At 58.9% G+C, this 19,228-nt stretch carries 17 protein-coding genes; 7 read left to right on the top strand and 10 right to left on the bottom strand.

Annotation, left to right across the window (positions count from 1 at the left end; all coding sequences use genetic code 11):
* Window positions 1-19: 19 nt before the first annotated feature.
* Together AC1DIH_RS02620 and gpmI are read right to left on the bottom strand one after the other, a co-directional pair.
* Window positions 20-1,315 carry a murein hydrolase activator EnvC family protein gene (locus AC1DIH_RS02620; RefSeq protein WP_477770484.1) on the bottom strand — a complete coding sequence of 432 codons (1,296 nt, stop codon included), beginning with the start codon at window positions 1,313-1,315 and terminating at the stop codon, window positions 20-22.
* Between the two features lie 200 nt (window positions 1,316-1,515).
* Complete coding sequence (gpmI, locus tag AC1DIH_RS02615) at window positions 1,516-3,045, bottom strand: 2,3-bisphosphoglycerate-independent phosphoglycerate mutase (RefSeq protein ID WP_477770483.1); 1,530 nt, start codon at window positions 3,043-3,045, stop codon at window positions 1,516-1,518.
* A gap of 151 nt (window positions 3,046-3,196) precedes the next feature.
* On the opposite strand from gpmI, the gene AC1DIH_RS02610 reads away from it, so the two are divergent.
* The 3 genes from AC1DIH_RS02610 to secB are packed head-to-tail and all read left to right on the top strand — an operon-like array spanning window position 3,197 to window position 4,405.
* The gene (locus tag AC1DIH_RS02610) at window positions 3,197-3,610 is read left to right on the top strand and encodes a rhodanese-like domain-containing protein (protein ID WP_054595164.1); all 414 of its coding nucleotides are present in this window, start codon (window positions 3,197-3,199) and stop codon (window positions 3,608-3,610) included.
* 1 nt (window position 3,611) lies between these two features.
* Complete coding sequence (gene grxC / locus AC1DIH_RS02605; RefSeq protein WP_019691307.1) at window positions 3,612-3,866, top strand: glutaredoxin 3; 255 nt, start codon at window positions 3,612-3,614, stop codon at window positions 3,864-3,866.
* Between the two features lie 56 nt (window positions 3,867-3,922).
* Window positions 3,923-4,405 (top strand): protein-export chaperone SecB, encoded by a 483-nt coding sequence (secB, locus tag AC1DIH_RS02600; protein WP_477770482.1) that lies wholly within the window; start codon window positions 3,923-3,925, stop codon window positions 4,403-4,405.
* A 131-nt stretch (window positions 4,406-4,536) separates the two neighbouring features.
* On the opposite strand, the gene AC1DIH_RS02595 is transcribed toward secB, so the two are convergent.
* Entirely contained in the window at window positions 4,537-4,992 is a 456-nt protein-coding gene (locus AC1DIH_RS02595) for a tRNA (cytidine(34)-2'-O)-methyltransferase (protein ID WP_477770481.1), read from the bottom strand.
* Between AC1DIH_RS02595 and AC1DIH_RS02590 the strand changes: the two genes are divergently transcribed.
* Complete coding sequence (locus AC1DIH_RS02590) at window positions 4,991-5,431, top strand: hypothetical protein (protein WP_427530623.1); 441 nt, start codon at window positions 4,991-4,993, stop codon at window positions 5,429-5,431. The two genes, AC1DIH_RS02595 and AC1DIH_RS02590, sit on opposite strands and share 2 nt — an antisense overlap.
* 450 nt (window positions 5,432-5,881) lie before the next feature.
* Here AC1DIH_RS02590 and ntrC read toward each other — a convergent pair whose 3' ends face one another.
* From ntrC to glnA, 6 genes are all read right to left on the bottom strand, one after another.
* Window positions 5,882-7,318 carry a nitrogen regulation protein NR(I) gene (ntrC, locus tag AC1DIH_RS02585; RefSeq protein ID WP_054595168.1) on the bottom strand — a complete coding sequence of 479 codons (1,437 nt, stop codon included), beginning with the start codon at window positions 7,316-7,318 and terminating at the stop codon, window positions 5,882-5,884.
* Window positions 7,315-8,400: a nitrogen regulation protein NR(II) gene (gene glnL, locus AC1DIH_RS02580; protein ID WP_054595169.1), complete on the bottom strand. Its 1,086-nt coding sequence runs from the start codon at window positions 8,398-8,400 to the stop codon at window positions 7,315-7,317. Before glnL ends, ntrC begins: the two co-directional genes overlap by 4 nt.
* A gap of 251 nt (window positions 8,401-8,651) precedes the next feature.
* On the bottom strand, window positions 8,652-9,257 hold the full coding sequence (locus AC1DIH_RS02575; RefSeq protein ID WP_477770480.1) for a DUF4124 domain-containing protein: 606 nt from the start codon (window positions 9,255-9,257) through the stop codon (window positions 8,652-8,654).
* Between the two features lie 17 nt (window positions 9,258-9,274).
* Window positions 9,275-9,781 carry a DUF4124 domain-containing protein gene (locus tag AC1DIH_RS02570; RefSeq protein WP_477770479.1) on the bottom strand — a complete coding sequence of 169 codons (507 nt, stop codon included), beginning with the start codon at window positions 9,779-9,781 and terminating at the stop codon, window positions 9,275-9,277.
* A 109-nt stretch (window positions 9,782-9,890) separates the two neighbouring features.
* The gene (locus tag AC1DIH_RS02565) at window positions 9,891-10,469 is read right to left on the bottom strand and encodes a chorismate mutase (RefSeq protein WP_477770478.1); all 579 of its coding nucleotides are present in this window, start codon (window positions 10,467-10,469) and stop codon (window positions 9,891-9,893) included.
* A 134-nt stretch (window positions 10,470-10,603) separates the two neighbouring features.
* Window positions 10,604-12,010 carry a glutamate--ammonia ligase gene (gene glnA / locus AC1DIH_RS02560; RefSeq protein ID WP_019691316.1) on the bottom strand — a complete coding sequence of 469 codons (1,407 nt, stop codon included), beginning with the start codon at window positions 12,008-12,010 and terminating at the stop codon, window positions 10,604-10,606.
* Window positions 12,011-12,340: 330 nt separating this feature from the next.
* Here glnA and thiI point away from each other — a divergent pair, with 330 nt between their 5' ends.
* Both thiI and typA read left to right on the top strand, forming a co-directional pair.
* A complete protein-coding gene (gene thiI / locus AC1DIH_RS02555; protein WP_477770477.1) occupies window positions 12,341-13,795 on the top strand; it encodes a tRNA uracil 4-sulfurtransferase ThiI in 1,455 nt (484 codons plus the stop codon).
* Window positions 13,796-13,934: 139 nt separating this feature from the next.
* Entirely contained in the window at window positions 13,935-15,755 is a 1,821-nt protein-coding gene (gene typA / locus AC1DIH_RS02550; protein WP_477770476.1) for a translational GTPase TypA, read from the top strand.
* A 209-nt stretch (window positions 15,756-15,964) separates the two neighbouring features.
* Here the strand turns inward: typA and AC1DIH_RS02545 are convergent, their stop codons facing one another.
* Complete coding sequence (locus AC1DIH_RS02545; RefSeq protein WP_019691319.1) at window positions 15,965-16,402, bottom strand: YkgJ family cysteine cluster protein; 438 nt, start codon at window positions 16,400-16,402, stop codon at window positions 15,965-15,967.
* Between the two features lie 252 nt (window positions 16,403-16,654).
* Here AC1DIH_RS02545 and AC1DIH_RS02540 point away from each other — a divergent pair, with 252 nt between their 5' ends.
* Complete coding sequence (locus AC1DIH_RS02540) at window positions 16,655-19,105, top strand: glycogen/starch/alpha-glucan phosphorylase (RefSeq protein WP_477770475.1); 2,451 nt, start codon at window positions 16,655-16,657, stop codon at window positions 19,103-19,105.
* Window positions 19,106-19,228 lie beyond the last annotated feature (123 nt).

Below are 19,228 nucleotides of genomic sequence, written 5' to 3'. Positions count from 1 at the left end.
AATGTAGGTGACTCAACGCCTATCCTTGCGCGCGGCACCATTGTGCTGGATCACTCGGGTGACCCTGCTGACGAATAGCGAAATACAGTGCAGGTGTGTCCTGGCCACCACTGTTGCCGACAGTGGATATGGATTCACCGGCCTTGACCACGTCACCGGCCGCTTTAAGCAGCGTCTGGTTGTGGCCGTACAAACTCAAAAAACCATTGCCGTGGTCGAGGATCACCAGCAAACCGGCGCCGCGCAACCAGTCGGCGAACACCACGCGACCGCCGTGTACGGCATGCACCTGGCTGCCTGCAGAGGCGCTGATCATCACGCCGTCCCACTTGGTTCGGGCATCGTCACCACGGGTTTCACCGAAACGCGCAAGCAATCGACCATCGACAGGCCACGGAAGTTTTCCGCGGGCTGAAGCAAAGGGCCCGCCGAAGGACTCGCCTGCACTTGAAACCAGTGCGCCGGGTGTCGACTTGACGGGCTTGCGTGGGGCATCAGTAGGGGCTTCAGCCCGGGCCTGAGCCTCACGTAAACGCTTTTTTTCGGCTTCCTGCTGGGCGATCAGCGCTTTTTGTCGCGCTTCTTCTGCCTCACGGGCCTGGCGAGCCAGGGTTTCCTCGATGGTTTTGAGTACTTTAGACAGATCGGCCTGATCCTGCTCGCGGGCTTGCAGCTTCTGGTCGCGGGCTTTCACGTCATCGTTTAGCTTGGCCAGGACTTGCTGACGCTCCTTGCGGACTTTGTCGAGTTCGTCGCGCTGGCTGTCGAGGCTGCTTTTCTGCACCAGCAACTGGGCTTGTTGCAGGGCGATGTCCTTCTCGACATTGGCCAGCTGGCGCAGGGTTTCGTTGAAATTCTTCAACTGCTCCAGGCGTGCCTGGCTCAGGTAGTCGTAATAGGTGAGGGTGCGGGCGAATTTTTCCGGGTTTTGCTGGTTGAGCAGCAGCTTCAGGTACTCCTGGCGGCCGTTCTGGTAGGCCGCGCGGGCCTGAATGGCGATCAGTCGTTGCTGTTCAATGCGCGCGCTCTGGAGTTTTTTTTTCTCACCATCGAGTCGCTGTATCTCGGATTCGCTTTTCTTCAGCTCTTTTTGCAGGGCATCGACCTGCTTCTCGAGCTTGCCCATCTCGGTCTCGGTGCCTTTGAGGTCCTTTTGCACGCCGGACTTTTCTTCCTGCAACTTGCCCAGCAGCTTCTTCAGCTCGGCAATATCCTGACGCGTGGCGTCCAACTGTTGTTGGGTTTGCGCGCGTTCATCGGCAAACGCCGGATGGAGCAGGCAGGTCAGGGCAAGGGCAATCAGGGCGCGGAGCATAGAGGCGGGCGACACCAGGGGAAAAAAGACAGCCTAGTATGCCCGGCCAAGACTGTAAAAAAAACGTCCATTTCTGGCTGTGTGATAACTGGAGCAGGTTGGGGGGTGAAAACGCCGAAAAACCAATGTGGGCGCGAGCAAGCCCGCTCCCACAGTTGATTTGTGGTGTGTCAGGGGGATTTGAGCAATCCCCCTTTCGATCAGACCAGGATCGACGTACCCGTCATCTCGGCAGGCTTCGCCAGGCCCAGCAGCTTGAGCATGGTCGGTGCCACGTCTGCCAGTACGCCGCCTTCGCGAACCTTGAGGTCGCGTTTGCCGACGTAGATGAACGGTACTGGTTCAGTGGTGTGAGCGGTGTGCGCCTGACCGGTGGATTCGTCGGACATTTGCTCGACGTTGCCGTGGTCGGCGGTGATCAGTGCTTCGCCACCGACTTTTTCCAGGGCGTCGACGATGCGACCGACGCACAGGTCCAGGCACTCGACGGCTTTCACCGCGGCATCGAACACGCCGCTATGTCCGACCATGTCGCCGTTGGCGTAGTTGACCACGATCACGTCATAGCGCTGGTTTTCGATCGCGTCGACGATCCTGTCGGTGACTTCCGGTGCGCTCATTTCTGGCTGCAAGTCATAGGTTGCGACTTTCGGCGACGGGATCAGGATGCGTTCTTCGCCCGGGAACGGTTCTTCGCGACCACCGGAGAAGAAGAAGGTCACGTGAGCGTATTTTTCGGTTTCGGCGATGCGCAACTGGGTTTTGCCGTTTTTCGCCAAATAGTCGCCCAGCACGTTTTCCAGGCTGCCCGGCGCAAAGGCTGCCGGTGCAGGAATGCTGGCGGCGTATTGGGTCAGCATGACGAAACCGGCCAGTTTCGGCTGGCGCGCGCGCTCGAAATCCTTGAAATCGTCTTCGACGAATACCCGTGTCAGCTCACGGGCGCGGTCGGCGCGGAAGTTCATGAACACCACGGCGTCGCCGTCTTCGACCTTGACCGGCTCACCGATGGTGGTGGCTTTGACGAACTCGTCGCTCTCGCCACGCTCGTAGGCGGCTTGCAGGCCTTGTTGGGCGGTAGGGGCGTTGAATTCGCCGTTACCGTCAACGATCAGGTTGTAGGCCTGGGACACGCGATCCCAGCGGTTGTCGCGGTCCATGGCGAAGTAACGGCCAATGATGCTGGCGATCCGGCCTTTGCCCAGCGTCTTGAAGGCTTCATCCAGCAGTTCGATCGACGACTGTGCGCTTTTTGGCGGCGTGTCGCGGCCGTCGAGGAAGGCGTGCAGGTAGATTTTCTCGGCGCCGCGCTTGAAGGCCAGTTCGGCCATGGCGATCAGGTGATCCTGGTGGCTGTGCACGCCGCCTTCGGACAGCAGGCCCATGAAGTGCACGGCTTTGCCGGCAGCAACGGCTTTATCCACGGCGGCGCAGATGGTCGGGTTTTCGAAGAACTCGCCATCGCGGATCGCTTTGGTCACGCGGGTGAAGTCCTGATACACCACGCGGCCTGCGCCGAGGTTCATGTGGCCGACTTCCGAATTGCCCATTTGCCCGTCCGGCAGGCCGACGTCCATGCCCGAGCCCGAGATCAGGCCGTTCGGTACGGTGGCGTACAAACGGTCGAGGACCGGTTTTTTGGCCGCGAACACGGCGTTGGATTCCTGGCTTTCACTGTGACCGAAGCCGTCAAGAATAATCAGGACCAAAGGTTTAGGCGTGGTAGTCATGGATTCCACTCTGGCTTAAGTTAAAGGGGCGATGGAAAAAGGGAGTGGCAGTTTAAAGCGAAGTTCCGACCGCGTCACCGCCGGACGGGGTTTGGCCCACCATAGTGGCTGTGTATACTGGCCGACATTTTAACGCCCTGGAACCTCCTTGATGGTTGCTCACCTGATTGAATTTGCCACTAACCACTATCTGCTCGTCGGTATCTTCGTCGTACTGCTGGCGTTGTTGATCGCCCGCGAGATGAGCCGTGGCGGCCGCAGCCTCAGCACTGCCGAGCTGACCGCGCTGGTCAACAAGGACCAGGGCGTCGTTGTCGATATCCGTACCACCAAGGATTTCGCCGCCGGTCACATTGTTGGCGCGCTGAACATTCCGCAGGACAAACTGACCGCGCGCGTTGGCGAACTGGAAAAGCACAAGGCCAAGACCATCATTCTGGTCGATGCCCTGGGCCAGCACTCCGGGACTCACGCTCGCGAGTTGTTGAAGTCCGGTTTTACCGCAGCCAAGCTGTCCGGCGGGATCTCCAGCTGGAAAGCCGACAATCTGCCGCTGGTGAAGTGATATGAAAAACGTCGTCGTCTATTCCAGCGATTACTGCCCCTACTGCTCGCGAGCCAAGTACCTGCTCGAGAACAAGGGCGTAGCCTTCGAAGAGATCAAGGTCGATGGCAAGCCGCAGGTGCGTGCCGAGATGGCCCAGAAAGCCGGGCGTACGTCCGTGCCGCAGATCTGGATCGGCAGCACCCACGTTGGTGGTTGTGATGATTTGTTTGCCCTGGACCGCGCCGGCAAGCTCGACGCGCTGCTCACGGCCTGACTGACCCCTTAAGATCAGCAAACCCTACAAGACCCCAAGATCAGAAAGGATCTGAGATGACTGACCAACAGAACACTGCTGCTACTGAAGAAGAAACTGCACCGCAATTCTCCTTGCAGCGCATTTATGTGCGTGAMCTGTCCTTTGAAGCTCCGAAAAGCCCGGCGATCTTCCGCCAGCAGTGGGAGCCGAGCGTTGGTCTGGACCTGAACACCCGTCAGAAAGCGCTGGAAGCCGACTTCCACGAAGTGGTGCTGACCCTGTCGGTTACCGTGAAAAACGGTGACGAAGTGGCGTTCATCGCTGAAGTTCAACAGGCCGGTATCTTCCTGATCAAGAACCTCGACGAAGCCTCGATGAGCCACACCCTCGGTGCTTTCTGCCCGAACATCCTGTTCCCGTACGCTCGCGAAGCCCTGGACAGCCTGGTGACCCGTGGTTCGTTCCCGGCCCTGATGCTGGCTCCGGTGAACTTCGACGCCCTGTACGCGCAAGAAATGCAACGCATGCAGCAAGACGGCGCACAGACTGTTCAGTAAGCGTTCCTAAGCACCAGAGCAATTTCAATGTGGGAGCGAGCCTGCTCGCGAAGAGGGAGTGTCAGAGACATCAATGTCGCCTGACACGCCTCTTTCGCGAGCAGGCTCGCTCCCACATTTGTTTTGTGGTGTTACTTAAAACCGAGCTGGCGCCAGCCTTCGTACACGGCCACCGCCACGGTATTGGACAGGTTCAGGCTGCGGCAGCCCTCGCGCATCGGCAGGCGCAGACGCTGTTCGGCAGGCAGGGCGTCCAGCACCTCGGCTGGCAGGCCACGGCTTTCCGGGCCGAACAGGAAGGCATCACCCTCGGCGAAGCTGGCGTCGTGGAACAGCCGGGAGCCCTTGGTGGTGAAGGCGAACACGCGCGGATGGCCGAGTCTTTCCAGACAGCTTGGGAGATCAGAATGGCGCTGCAAGGTGGCATACTCATGGTAATCGAGGCCCGCCCGGCGCAGGCGCTTGTCGTCCATCTCGAAGCCCAGCGGTTCGATCAAGTGCAGGTGGCAGCCACTGTTGGCGCACAGCCTGATAACGTTGCCGGTATTCGGCGGAATTTCTGGTTGAAAAAGGATGACGTGAAACATGCACGGCTCCGAAGGTAAAGATGGACGGCATTCTACGCCTGAAGAGGACCCGAGACCGAAGCTATTCCCTCGGGTGATGGCCTCATTGGCGATTGTCGGTGTCATGGTCGGGATGATGATCGGTCGCCTGACCGAGCCGGACCCTACTGTATTGCAGCAGGTTGAGGTCGAGCCGGATGGCTTGGTGGTGTGGTTCAACAATGAGCCCAAGACCCACGGCGAGTTCATCGACGGCAGTGTCGCGTTGCTGTTCGAGGCTGAAGGCAAGGCGCAGAACGGCCAGTTGAAGCTCAACGACAAGGACGTGAACTGGCGGGTGCGATTGAGTGATAAGGGCTTGTTGCTGACGCTGGTGGCGGCCCGCCCCTTGAAGGGGGAGTGGGCCGGCAGTGAGGTCAATGACCGCTGGCGGTTGGAGATCCATCTCCAGGAGCAATAAAAGAGGGAATCCCCGGCCTGCCTGTACCAAGGTTCCCCAAAACGGGAGGGGGTTCGTCGCGGTCTGCGTGATGAACCCCGGATGTAAAGAGGGGAATCCCCGGCCTGCCTGTACCAAGGCCCCCGAAACTGGGTAGTGAATCGAATCACTGATTGGACTATTGCAGGGGGCGTGCCAGGTTTAGAGGTATTGCAGAAAGTAGCCTGCATGCAGCGCTGAAAGCCCCGTAATTCGGGGCTTTGGCTTTTTTGCACTATGGGTTTTTGTGTTGCCGGAGGCGGGGTTTTGCTTCCCGTGGAATGCGCGATTGCGGTTCACGGTGCATTGAGGCGGTGCACGGATTCTGAATCCATCCCCCTAACCCTCTCCCCTTTGGGGAGAGGGTTGGGGTGAGGGGGTGGTTCTTGAGGCTGACATCGCGTTCAAGCCTGTTGATGCCTAGCAGCGAACTCAGCCCTCATCCCCTTCATCATCATCGCCGCTATCAACCTTCATCCCCAGCTCCTTGATCTTGCGGGTCAAGGTGTTGCGGCCCCAGCCGAGTAATACGGCGGCGTCGCGGCGGCGGCCGGCGGTGTGTTTGAGGGCGGTTTCGATCATGATCCGCTCAAAGCTCGGTACGGCGCTGTCGAGCAGGCTCGACTGACCGCGCGCCAACGCCTGATCGGCCCACTGACGCAGCGCTTGCTCCCAGTTGGTCACCGGTGCCGAATCCTGCGGCAAGCTCAGCAGCTCTGGCGGCAGGTCACTGATGTGCACTTCGCGACCCGACGCCATCACCGTGATCCAGCGGCAGGTGTTTTCCAGCTGCCGTACGTTGCCTGGCCACGGCAGGTTCTTCAGGTATTCCTCGGTTTCGCTTTTCAGCAGCTTCGGTTCCACCGCCAGTTCTTGTGCGGCACGGGCGAGGAAGTGCTTGGCCAGGGTCGGAATGTCTTCACGACGGTCCGACAGGCGCGGAATGTGGATGCGGATCACGTTCAGGCGGTGGAACAGGTCTTCACGGAATTTCCCGGCGTGCACCAGAGTTTCCAGGTTCTGGTGAGTCGCAGCAATGATGCGCACATCGACCTTGACCGGCACATGACCGCCGACGCGATAGAACTCGCCATCGGCCAGTACCCGCAGCAAGCGCGTCTGGGTGTCGGCCGGCATGTCGCCGATTTCATCGAGGAACAGTGTGCCGCCGTCAGCCTGTTCAAAGCGTCCACGCCGCAGGTTGGCCGCGCCGGTGAACGCGCCTTTTTCGTGGCCGAACAGTTCGGACTCCATCAAATCCTTGGGGATCGCCGCCATGTTCAGTGCGATAAACGGCGAGGCCGCGCGCGGGCTGTGGCGGTGCAGGGCGTGGGCTACCAGTTCTTTACCGGTACCGGATTCGCCGTTGATCAGCACAGTAATGTTGGAGTGGCTCAAGCGCCCAATGGCGCGAAACACTTCCTGCATCGCCGGCGCTTCACCGATGATTTCCGGAGTGCGGGCCAGGATTGGCGCCACTTCCAGGCCTTGCTGTTCCTGAGCGTGCTGGTTGGCACGCTTGACCAGCGACACCGCTTCATCGACGTCGAACGGCTTGGGCAGGTACTCGAACGCACCACCCTGATAGGACGCGACAGCGCTGTCCAGGTCGGAGTGCGCGGTCATGATGATTACTGGCAGCCTCGGGTGTTGCTCGCGAATCCGTGCCAGCAGGTCCAGGCCGCTGGTGCCGGGCATACGGATGTCGGAGATGATCACGTCCGGTTGCTGGCGCGCCAAGCGGCTCATCACGCCATCGGCGCTGTCGAAGCTTTGCGTGGTCATGCCTTCCTGTTGCAGGGCTTTTTCCAGGACCCAACGGATAGAACGGTCGTCATCGACGATCCACACGGTTTCACTACGGCTCATGTCGATGTGGCTCCTTGTTCCAGTGGCAGAAAGATCGAGAACGTGGTGTGGCCTGGATGGCTGTCACATTCGATCAGGCCCTGGTGCTGGCTGATGATGTTCTGGGTAATGGCCAGGCCGAGCCCGGTACCGTCCGGGCGGCCGCTGACCATGGGGAAGAAGATGGTTTCCTGCAGGTCTGCCGGAATCCCCGGGCCGTTGTCGATGATCTCGAGCTTGGTCACCAGGCGATGGCGCACGTGGCCAATGGTGAACTGGCGCATGGCGCGCGAGCGCAGGGTGATGCGGCCCAGGCGCAACTCGTTCTGGGTGCTGATGGCCTGCATCGCATTGCGCACGATATTCAGCACGGCCTGAATCATTTGCTCGCGGTCGATCAACACGTCCGGAATGCTCGGGTCATAATCGCGCACCAAAGTGATGCAACCTTGGCTCTCGGCTTCCACCAGATGACAGACGCGCTCCAGCACTTCGTGGACGTTGCACAGGGCAAGCGACGGCAGTTTGTTCGAGCCGAGCATGCGATCGACCAGATTACGCAGGCGATCCGCTTCCTCGATGATGACGTTGGTGTAGTCCTTGAGGCTTTCTTCCGGCAGCTCGCGGGCCAGCAACTGAGCGGCGCCACGAATCCCTCCGAGCGGATTCTTGATCTCGTGAGCGAGGCCGCGCACCAGCATCTTGCTGGTTTCCTGTTTGGAGAGCTGCGCTTCTTCTTTGGTGATGCGCAACAAGCGATCCCGCGGGTGGACTTCGAGCAGCAGCAGCGTGTCGCCATTGCTCAGGATCGGCGTCACCGCATAGTCGACGGTCAGGGTCTGGCCGGTCAGGGCGGTGAGCATCGCTTCGCGCTTGGTAAACGGGTGCGCTTGTTCGACTGCCTGGCGCAGGGAGTTGAGGGCTTCGGTCGACTCGGTGAACAGCTCGCTGATGAATTGCCCATGGCTGCGCTGGCCGCTGATGGCCAGGAGCATTTCCGCCGCGGGGTTCATGTACTCAAGGCGCAGGTCGGCGTTGAGCAGAATGGTGGCGGTCGTCAGGTTGTCGAGTAGCAAGCGGTGCAGTGCGTCGCTGATGGTCATTAGGACCTCTTTTGGAGCGTGGCGGCTCAGACGGGTCTGAATCGCGCGCGTGAACTGGGCGCTGATACGAGGAAAATGCAAAAAACAAACCAAGGCTCCGAAAAGAAGCGCTCAGGCCCTGAAACAGGCGTTTGACGCTCGTTTGCGCGGCGTTCTATCAGCGTTAGCGGGTACTTTCGAACCAAAATGGGTTGAAATATGGATGTGGTGCAGCATATTGCACCAATACAGTGCGCAAACCTGAGCGGTGTTCAGAAGAAAGAAAAAATCCCGACTTTTTCTTCTTCGGGCTTATCCGCGAGCGGACATTCCGGGCGTTGGCCGTAATCGGTCAGGGTGCAGGGCTTGATCTGGCGCTTCTGCGCCAGAGAGATACGCAGCATGTGGAAGGGCTGATTAGCCGTGCGTTCGACAATCCGCCCGTGTTCGTCGAGGATTTCCACCGCCAATTGATGGGTGCCGCGATCGATATTGCTCAAGGCGAACACCGGGCTCGGGCCGGGATCGGCAGTCGGTTGGCCGTCCAGTAACAACCGATAGTGATGGCCGCGCTGCAAAGTGGGTTCGTTGGTGACACTGACGATCACTTCCCCCGCGCTGCTGCGTACCGAAGCGTCCGGTTCCGGTACGAGTACGCGAAGCATGTCGTAGTGAAACAGTGGTTTTTCCTCAGGCTTTTTGGGGGCTGCTTGCCGTGCTGCATTGCCGGGGTTGGCCGACATGCGATTACCCGGCGCCAGTGTGACTCGCTTGGCGTTTCCAGGGCGGGGTTGATCGGTGAAGACCCGATTGCCCTGGGCGTCGACGTAGGTGTAGACCTCGGCCTGCACCGGCAGGGCGGTCAGCCACAGGCTCATGGCGATTATCCAGCGCCTCACGGGAGGTGTACCCGCTGCACGGTGAAGGTGAGGGTCGGGCTTTGCTGTACCAGGCTTTCTCCGGCGAGCACCTGCACCGCGAGACTGTGTTCGCCGCGATCGATGTTCACCAGTTGCAAGCGCGGCACATTGCTCGGCTGGCCATACGGTTGACCGTCCAGCAGCAATCGAAACAGATGCGACCCTTGCAGGCGTGGCTGAATCTGCACGCCGACGGTGAAGGTGCCGTTATTGGCGCGCAAGGCTTCATCGCTGGGCAGGCCGGTCAGTTCCAGCACTGAATACACGGCGTTTTTGTCTGCGTGTGCGGCCGGTTGTTCGGGCGCTATCGGCGCTTGGCGTTCGATGCTGTTGAGTGGTGGCAACTCGACGGCCTGACTCTTCACGCCATCGGGCGGTTGATTGCTGTAGGCGGTATTGCCGCTGGCGTCGGTGTAGCGGTAGATCTGCGCGATAGCGGGCTGGGCGATCAGCAACAGGATGAACAGAAAAACACGACCCATAAAAAACGACCAATAAACAAAAGCGTTGGGTTGCAGCATAGGTCAGGGTCAGGTGTTGGCCCACGTCACTTACACCCTGACACGAAAGATCAATAAATCTCGCCAGCTCCTATGGATGGACGCCGCACAATTCGGCGGTGGCGCGTACCAGTGCAAGCTCGCGCAGCGGCACTTGGGTTGCGGCTTTATTGGCTTTGGCCAGCCATGACGGGCAGTGAGGATCATTGCGATACGGGGTGAAATCGGCCAATTGCTGCAGCAGGCGTGTTTGCAGCAGGTCGAGTTGCGGGCGGATCAGGCCAACGAGGTCGGGGCGAGGGTCGTTGGGTGCTTTGCCTTGTGCGTGCCAGTCGGACAAATGCGCGTACTGCACTAACTTGTTGGCTTCGATCTGCGCCGAGAAGAACTGCTCAACGGCTTCATTGCTCAATTTATAGTAGGGCGCCTCGGCGAGAGCGTCGGCAATGACTTCGCGTTCACGCTGACGATCCTCGACAGGCTTGCCGCTGTCCCACTTGCTCAGCGCGACCTTGTCAGCAATCACCAGTCGCTCCTGAATGGTGCTGAGCAGCGGGGCGAGGGCCGCGGGTGCCGGGGTTGGAGCTGGAGCATGAGTGGCAGTGGTGGCAGCGCAGGCAGTGTTGGCGAGCAGGGCGGTGAACAGTGCAAGGCTCAAACGTAGGTACATGGGATGTCTCTTCTTCATTCCGTGGAAAGGCATGATGCCTATAACAGTAGGCCCGATAATAAGCGTTCGCCCACAAAAAAGGCCTCCCGAAGGAGGCCTTTTCGCATTACGCCGCTTGCGCGAGCGTTACTGGATCAGCAGCTGTAGTACAGCTCGTATTCCAGTGGGTGTACGAAGGTACGTACTTTGATTTCTTCTTCGCTTTTCAGGGCGATGTAAGCGTCGATGAAGTCGTCGCTGAAAACGCCGCCTTTGGTCAGGAACGCACGACCTTTGTCCAGCTCTTCCAGGGCTTCTTTCAGGCTGCCGCAAACTTGTGGGATCTCTTTCGCCTCTTCAGGCGGCAGGTCGTACAGGTTTTTGTCAGCCGCATCGCCTGGGTGGATCTTGTTCTGGATGCCGTCCAGGCCAGCCATCAACAGTGCAGCGAAGCCCAGGTACGGGTTGGCTGCCGGATCCGGGAAGCGAGCTTCGATACGGCGAGCGCGAGGGCTCGACACGTAAGGAATACGGATCGAAGCGGAGCGGTTGCGAGCCGAGTAGGCCAGCATCACCGGAGCTTCGAAACCTGGGACCAGACGCTTGTAGGAGTTGGTCGACGGGTTGGTGAAGCCGTTCAGGGCCTTACCGTGCTTGATGATGCCGCCGATGAAGTACAGGGCGGTATCGGACAGGCCGGCATAACCTTCGCCAGCGAAGGTGTTCTTGCCATCTTTGGCGATGGACAGGTGAACGTGCATACCCGAACCGTTGTCGCCGTACAGTGGCTTAGGCATGAAGGTCGCGGTGCGGCCGTATGCATCGGCAACGTTGTGTACGCAGTACTTCAGGGTCTGAACTTCGTCAGCCTTGGCGACCAGGGTGTTGAACTTCACACCGATTTCGTTCTGGCCGGCAGTCGCCACTTCGTGGTGGTGAACTTCGATGACCAGGCCCATTTCTTCCATGGCGTTGCACATGGAGGTACGGATTTCGTGGTCGTGGTCGAACGGCGGAACCGGGAAGTAGCCGCCTTTGACGCCTGGACGGTGGCCTTTGTTGCCGCCTTCCACGTCCTGGTCGGACATCCACGAACCTTGTTCGGAGTAGATCTTGAACATCGAGCCGGAGATGTCGGACTTGAACTTCACTTCGTCGAAGATGAAGAACTCAGGCTCTGGACCGACGAAAACGGTGTCGCCGATACCGGTGGACTTCAGGTATTCCTCGGCGCGCTTGGCGATGGCACGTGGGTCACGGTCATAGCCTTGCATGGTCGAAGGCTCGATCACGTCGCAAACCAGGATCAGGGTCGGCTCTTCGGTGAACGGGTCCAGAACGGCAGTGGTGTCGTCCGGCATCAGGATCATGTCGGAAGCTTCGATGCCTTTCCAGCCAGCGATGGAGGAACCGTCGAACATTTTGCCTTCTTCGAAGAAAGCTTCATCCAGCGCATCGCGAGCCGGCATGGTCACGTGGTGCTGAGTGCCTTTTGTGTCCGTGAAGCGCAGATCAATCCACTTGACGTCATGATCTTTGATGAGTTGAACCGACTTCGACATAGTGTCCTCCGGGTGGCTTCGGGCTTGGTAATGGATGCCCTTACAATGTGGGTGATGCCGGCGCGAATACTCTGCCTTGGCAACCTGCCTCACAAGGGAGCAAATTGCATGCCAGTGCCCCGGATTGGATTTATTGCCCCAATATCACGCTTATAAGGGTGCAAGGCGCTTTAAAACAGAAAATCTCGCCCTTAAATGTAGCGCTAAAATTAATAAATGACCTGTTTTGGTGCGTTGAAAACCTTCTGCACATTAACTGGTTAAACCTTGAGCAATTTCCGCTATAATCCGCGCCCCCCTTTTTCGGCTGGCCCTGCGCGCGCTGTTTTCATGAAACTAATCGTAAAAGTCTTCCCCGAGATCACCATCAAGAGCCGCCCGGTACGGACGCGTTTCATCCGTCAATTGGCCAAGAACATCCGTGCCGTGCTCCGCGACCTGGACCCGGCTGTGGTGGTGAACGGCGTGTGGGACAACCTCGAGCTGGAAACGCACGTCAGTGACCCCAAGGCCTTGAAGGACATGACCGAGCGCCTGAGCTGCATGCCGGGCATCGCGCATTTCCTGCAGGTCGACGAGTACCCGCTGGGCGACTTCGACGACATCGTCGCCAAGTGCAAGCAGCACTATGGTGATTCGCTGGCCGGGAAGATCTTTTCGGTGCGCTGCAAGCGTGCCGGCAAGCACGAATTCAGCTCGATGGACGTCGAGAAATACGTCGGCAGCCAGCTGCGTCGTCAGTGCGGCGCCGCCGGGATTTCGCTTAAAGCGCCTGAAATCGAAGTTCGCATCGAAATTCGCGACAAACGGTTGTTTGTGATTCACAGCCAGCACAACAGCATCGGCGGCTACCCGCTCGGCGCGCTGGAACAGACCCTGGTGCTGATGTCCGGCGGTTTCGATTCCACCGTCGCGGCATACCAGATCATGCGTCGCGGGCTGATGGCCCACTTCTGCTTCTTCAATCTCGGCGGGCGTGCCCACGAATTGGGCGTAATGGAAGTCGCGCATTTCATCTGGAAGAAGTACGGCAGCTCCCAGCGCGTGTTATTTGTCAGTGTGCCGTTCGAGGAAGTGCTGGGAGAAATTCTCGGCAAAGTCGATAACAGTCATATGGGCGTAGTATTGAAGCGTATGATGTTGCGCGCTGCGTCCCGGATCGCTGATCGGCTGGACATCGAGGCGCTGGTCACTGGCGAAGCGATTTCCCAGGTTTCCAGCCAGACGCTGCCGAACCTGTCCGTGATCGACTGCGTGACCGACAAGCTGGTGTTGCGCCCGCTGATCGCCAGTCACAAGCAGGACATCATCGACCTGGCCAACGAAATCGGCACCGCCGATTTCGCCAAGCACATGCCGGAGTACTGCGGGGTCATTTCGGTGAACCCCAAGACCCACGCCAAGCGTCCGCGCGTGGAGCACGAAGAGAAAGAATTCGATATGGCAGTGCTCGAGCGTGCGCTCGAGAACGCCAAGCTGGTGCCGATCGATCGCGTAATCGATGAGTTGGGCCAGGACTTGCAGATTGAAGAAGTCAGCGAAGCGCTGGCCGGTCAGATCGTCATCGACATCCGTCACCCGGATGCCGCCGAAGACGACCCGCTGGAGCTTGCTGGCATCGAGGTACAAACGATGCCGTTTTATGCACTGAACGCTCGTTTCAAGGAACTGGACCCTACTCGCCAGTACCTGCTCTATTGCGACAAAGGCGTGATGAGTCGCCTGCATGCCCACCATTTGCTCAGTGAGGGGCATGCCAATGTGCGCGTTTATCGACCGAGCTAAGAGCCCGGGGCTGTTTGCCTGTGGCCTGCGTCACCGGCCCCCCGACTCTGCCGTCAAGCTGTAACGGCAAGGCCTGACTCTACTGTAAATCGCTGCCAAGACTTGTCAGCACACCGAATCCTCTGATCGAGATACACAAGTGATCGAAAATCTACGTAACATCGCCATCATTGCTCACGTTGACCATGGTAAAACCACCCTGGTAGACAAACTCTTGCGTCAATCCGGCACTCTGGAGCGCAACGAGCTCAACGACGAGCGCGTGATGGACTCCAACGACCAGGAGAAAGAGCGCGGTATTACCATTCTGGCGAAAAACACCGCCATCAACTGGAACGGCTACCACATCAACATCGTGGACACCCCGGGCCACGCCGACTTCGGCGGCGAAGTTGAACGCGTAATGTCGATGGTTGACTCCGTTCTGCTGCTGGTTGACGCTCAAGACGGCCCTATGCCGCAAACCCGTTTCGTGACCAAGAAGGCCTTCGAAGCCGGCCTGCGTCCGATCGTGTGCATCAACAAGGTTGACCGTCCAGGCGCGCGTCCGGACTGGGTTCTGGACCAGATCTTCGACCTGTTCGACAACCTGGGCGCCACCGAAGAACAGCTGGACTTCAAAGTCGTCTACGCCTCGGCCCTGAACGGTATTGCCGGTCTGGACCACACCGACATGGCTGAAGACATGACCCCGCTGTACCAGTCGATCGTCGACAACGTACCTGCGCCGAAAGTCGACCGTGACGGTCCGTTCCAGATGCAGATCTCCGCACTGGACTACAACAGCTTCCTGGGTGTTATCGGCGTTGGCCGTATCGCTCGTGGTCGCGTCAAGCCGAACACCCCGGTTGTCGCTATCAGTGCCGACGGCAAGAAGCGTAACGGTCGTATCCTGAAGCTGATGGGTCACCACGGTCTGCACCGTATCGACGTTGAAGAAGCCGCCGCAGGCGACATCGTGTGCATCAGCGGTATGGACGAGCTGTTCATCTCCGACACCCTGTGCCAGCTGGACACCCCGGAGGCGATGAAGCCTCTGACCGTTGACGAGCCAACCGTTTCCATGACCTTCCAGGTAAACGACTCGCCTTTCTGCGGTAAAGAAGGCAAGTTCGTGACGTCCCGTAACATCAAGGAACGTCTGGACAAAGAGCTGCTGTACAACGTTGCACTGCGCGTTGAAGAAGGCGACTCGGCTGACAAGTTCAAGGTTTCCGGCCGTGGTGAGCTGCACCTCTCGGTACTGATCGAAACCATGCGTCGCGAAGGCTTCGAAATGGGCGTTGGTCGTCCGGAAGTGATCATCCGTCAAGTTGACGGCGTGAAGCAGGAACCGTTCGAAAACGTCACCATCGACACCCCTGAAGAATCCCAGGGCAAGGTCATGGAAGAGATGGGCCTGCGTAAAGGCGACCTGACCAACATGGTGCCGGATGGCAAAGGCCGTGTTCGTCTGGAATACAACATCCCTGCTCGCGGTCTGATCGGTTTCCGTAACCAGTTCCTGACCCTGACCAACGGTGCCGGCATCCTGACCTCGATCTTCGATCGCTACGACACCATGAAGTCCGGCGACATGTCCGGTCGTCAGAACGGTGTTCTGGTATCGGTAGAAACCGGCAAGGCGCTGACCTACTCCCTGGAAACCCTGCAGGCGCGTGGCAAGCTGTTCGTTGAACACGGTCAAGAGATCTACAACGGTCAGATCGTTGGTCTGAACAGCCGTGACAACGACATGGGCGTCAACCCAACCAAAGGCAAGAAGCTCGACAACATGCGTGCTTCGGGTAAAGACGAAACCATCGCTCTGGTCCCACCTGTTCGCTTCACCCTGGAACAGGCTCTGGAATTCATCCAGGACGATGAATTGTGCGAAGTGACACCTAAGTCGATCCGCCTGCGTAAGAAGATCCTGGACGAAGGCGAGCGTACCCGCGCTGCCAAGAAAGCCAAGAACTGAGTTAACTCAGGCTGAATGAAAACGCCCCCGGTCGAAAGGCCGGGGGCGTTTTTTTTGTCTGGGGTTTGTGCGGTGTTTGTCCCGGCCTCATCGCGAGCAGGCTCGCTCCCACAGTGGGCTGTGGTGTTCACATAATATGTGTTCAGCACCGAACCTTGTGGGAGCGAGCTTGCTCGCGATGGGGCCCTGTCAGGCAGCGAAGATACGGATCAGAACTTATCGAGGGTTCGCGGATTGCTCTCGCGCACGACTTCTTTTGGCTTGTACGCGCAATACCCAGGCCGTGGGCCGATTTTCGGGTGGTTGCGGCAAGTATCCGGGCGCTTTTCATAAATAGTGCACAAACGGCTCTTACGATCCAGATACAGGCAATCGTTGTTGCTCATGCGCTGGAGCGTGAAGATCTCGGACTTCTGGTTGTAGCGCTCGACGATGCCTTCCTTCTGCAAGCGCTTGGCGATGTTCTTGGGTGGATCGCCCAGTTCGAATTCGTCGACGATGCCGATGCGGATCAGGTCTTTGATCTTGACCTCGACCGGCAGCGTGCAGCAGCTGGACACGCATGAGCCGCACATCGGGGCAGAGTACTTGGCCCAGGTATCGAGACGGTCGATCTCCGCGGCGGCGATCAGGTTCGGCTTCATCATGTGGAATTACCAGCGTGCATCAGGGCGCGCGATCATACCGGGACTGGTGATTTTTTGAACGACCATTTGCCGGTTTTTTTATGGCTACACTGAATTTTTCGAGCGGTCGGCATGGCATCTGCATCTTTTCAACGTGTATCGGCAAGGGGATAGGCTCGATTCAGGCGATTGAAAAAACGCCGAACGAGTGCATTCATCTCATGTCAGACCGACTAGGCTCAGTCAATTTCATGCTCGTCCGAGGTCCTATCGATGACTCAAGAACCACTAGTTCGCGAAGCTGAAGTGGCCGCATTTCGCGACGCCGTATTGACCAAACTTACTTATGCAGTGGGCAAGGACCCGGATCACGCCTTTGACCATGACTGGTTTGAAGCGATTGCCCTGGCGGCGCGTGATCACATGGTCGAACACTGGATGGACCACACGCGGCAGATCTACCGCAAAGGCCAGAAGCGCGTTTACTACCTCTCGCTGGAATTCCTCATCGGCCGCTTGCTCTACGACAGCCTGAGCAACCTTGGCCTGCTCGATGTGGCTCGTGAAGCGCTGACCGAGCTGGGCGTCGACCTCGAACGCATTCGCCTGCTGGAGCCGGATGCTGCGCTCGGCAACGGTGGCCTCGGCCGTCTGGCGGCGTGCTTCATGGAAAGCATGTCGACGCTCGGCATCGCCGGCCATGGCTACGGTATTCGTTATGAACACGGCTTGTTCCGCCAGGCGGTTGTCGATGGCTGGCAGCAGGAGCAGACCGAAAACTGGCTGGATTTCGGCAACCCCTGGGAGTTCGAGCGGCCGGAAGTGGCTTACCCGATCGGCTTTGGTGGCAGCGTTGAAACCGTGACCGATGAGACCGGCAACTCCAAACAGGTCTGGTCGCCGGCGGAAACCGTTCGCGCAATTGCTTACGACACGCCAGTCGTCGGCTGGCGTGGCGCTAGCGTCAACACCTTGCGCCTCTGGCGTGCTCGAGCCATGGAGGACTTGCACCTGGAGCGCTTCAACGCCGGCGACCACTTGGGTGCGGTGGCCGAAGTGGCCCGTGCGGAAAGCATCTCCCGCGTGCTCTATCCTGCCGACAGCACCGAGGCCGGTCAGGAGCTGCGGCTGCGTCAGGAGTACTTCTTCGTCGCCGCGTCCTTGCAGGACCTGCTGCGCCGTCACCGCAATATGCACACCTCGGTACTGACCCTGGGCGATCACGCAGCGATCCAGCTCAACGACACGCACCCCTCGATCGCCGTGGCCGAGTTGATGCGCCAACTGGTCGATGTGTACGGCGTGGCGTGGGACGCGGCCTGGCAGATCACCGTCGATACGCTTTCCTACACCAACCACACGCTCTTGCCCGAAGCGCTGGAAACCTGGCCAGTCGGTTTGATGGAGCGGATGCTGCCACGGCACATGCAGATCATCTATTTGATCAACGCCCATCACATCGATTCGCTGCGCGCCAAAGGCATGCATGACTTTGACGTATTGCGCGCGGTGTCGCTGATCGAGGAAGACAACGGTCGCCGGGTGCGCATGGGCAACCTGGCGTTTCTGGGTTCCCACAGTGTCAACGGCGTGTCCGCCCTGCACACCCAGCTGATGCGCAGCACGGTGTTTTCCGAGTTGCACAAGCTGTATCCAGAGCGAATCAACAACAAGACCAACGGCATTACGTTCCGCCGCTGGCTCTATCAGGCCAACCCGGAACTGACCTCGATGATGGTCGATGCACTGGGCCCGGATCTGCTGGATAACCCGGAGCGGAAACTGATCGGCCTGGAGCCGTTTGCCGAGAAAGCAGCGTTCCGCAACAAGTTCGCCGAGCAGCGCCTGCACAGTAAAAAGGCCTTGGCCTATCTGATTCATGAACGGCTGGGGATTGCGGTCAATCCGGCGGCAATGTTCGACGTGCAGGTCAAACGGATTCACGAGTACAAGCGCCAGCTGCTCAACCTGATGCACACCGTGGCGCTGTATCAGGCGATCCGCGCCGAGCCGGAAGTCGATTGGGTGCCGCGGGTGAAGATCTTTGCCGGCAAAGCTGCCGCGAGTTATCACCAGGCCAAGCTGATCATCAAACTGACCAACGACATCGCCCGGGTGGTCAACAACGACCCGACGGTGCGCGGTTTGCTGAAAGTGGTGTTCTTGCCCAACTACAACGTCAGCCTGGCGGAAAGCATCATTCCGGCGGCCGACCTGTCGGAGCAGATATCCACGGCCGGTTTTGAGGCTTCCGGCACCAGTAACATGAAGTTCGGCCTCAACGGCGCGCTGACCATCGGCACGCTGGACGGTGCCAACGTGGAAATGAGCGAGCGCATTGGCGTCGAGCACATGTTCATCTTCGGCCTGACGGCGCAGCAGGTTGAGGCGCGCAAGCAGAATCACGAGTTCTATGCCGCACCGGACATCGCCGCCTCCCGTCGATTGGGGGATGTACTGCAAGCGATTCGTGGCGGTGTGTTCTCGCCCGATGAGCCATCGCGTTACACCGGACTGATCGATTCGTTGATCGAATATGACCGCTTCCTGGTCTGCGCCGACTTCGATTCCTACTGGAATGCCCAGCTGCGGGTTGAAGAGCACTGGCACGACTCGAAGGAGTGGTGGCGCTCGGCAGTGCTCAACAGTGCACGCATGGGCTGGTTCTCGTCTGACCGGACCATTCGCGAGTACGCCACGGATATCTGGAAAGCGCTGGAGTAACTTTTAGCAATAATTGCGAGCAAGGCCCAGCGGTTGTGGGGCCGGATCGATATACTAGGCGGCAGTTTTACCGGGCCGCAGTGTCAAAGGGCTCAGTCAAATTTGGACGCACAGGCAACCCAA

The organism is Pseudomonas sp. 05N36 (assembly GCF_056397385.1).
This window is presented reverse-complemented; position numbering and strand designations above follow the sequence as displayed.

Coding starts and splice junctions, on each gene's coding strand:
- AC1DIH_RS02620 (WP_477770484.1), bottom strand. CDS start 1,315: ATGCTCCGCGCCCTGATTGCCCTTGCCCTGACCTGCCTGCTCCATCCG.
- gpmI (WP_477770483.1), bottom strand. CDS start 3,045: ATGACTACCACGCCTAAACCTTTGGTCCTGATTATTCTTGACGGCTTC.
- AC1DIH_RS02610 (WP_054595164.1), top strand. CDS start 3,197: ATGGTTGCTCACCTGATTGAATTTGCCACTAACCACTATCTGCTCGTC.
- grxC (WP_019691307.1), top strand. CDS start 3,612: ATGAAAAACGTCGTCGTCTATTCCAGCGATTACTGCCCCTACTGCTCG.
- AC1DIH_RS02590 (WP_427530623.1), top strand. CDS start 4,991: ATGCACGGCTCCGAAGGTAAAGATGGACGGCATTCTACGCCTGAAGAG.
- AC1DIH_RS02595 (WP_477770481.1), bottom strand. CDS start 4,992: ATGTTTCACGTCATCCTTTTTCAACCAGAAATTCCGCCGAATACCGGC.
- ntrC (WP_054595168.1), bottom strand. CDS start 7,318: ATGAGCCGTAGTGAAACCGTGTGGATCGTCGATGACGACCGTTCTATC.
- glnL (WP_054595169.1), bottom strand. CDS start 8,400: ATGACCATCAGCGACGCACTGCACCGCTTGCTACTCGACAACCTGACG.
- AC1DIH_RS02575 (WP_477770480.1), bottom strand. CDS start 9,257: ATGAGCCTGTGGCTGACCGCCCTGCCGGTGCAGGCCGAGGTCTACACC.
- AC1DIH_RS02570 (WP_477770479.1), bottom strand. CDS start 9,781: ATGGGTCGTGTTTTTCTGTTCATCCTGTTGCTGATCGCCCAGCCCGCT.
- AC1DIH_RS02565 (WP_477770478.1), bottom strand. CDS start 10,469: ATGTACCTACGTTTGAGCCTTGCACTGTTCACCGCCCTGCTCGCCAAC.
- glnA (WP_019691316.1), bottom strand. CDS start 12,010: ATGTCGAAGTCGGTTCAACTCATCAAAGATCATGACGTCAAGTGGATT.
- thiI (WP_477770477.1), top strand. CDS start 12,341: ATGAAACTAATCGTAAAAGTCTTCCCCGAGATCACCATCAAGAGCCGC.
- AC1DIH_RS02545 (WP_019691319.1), bottom strand. CDS start 16,402: ATGATGAAGCCGAACCTGATCGCCGCCGCGGAGATCGACCGTCTCGAT.
- AC1DIH_RS02540 (WP_477770475.1), top strand. CDS start 16,655: ATGACTCAAGAACCACTAGTTCGCGAAGCTGAAGTGGCCGCATTTCGC.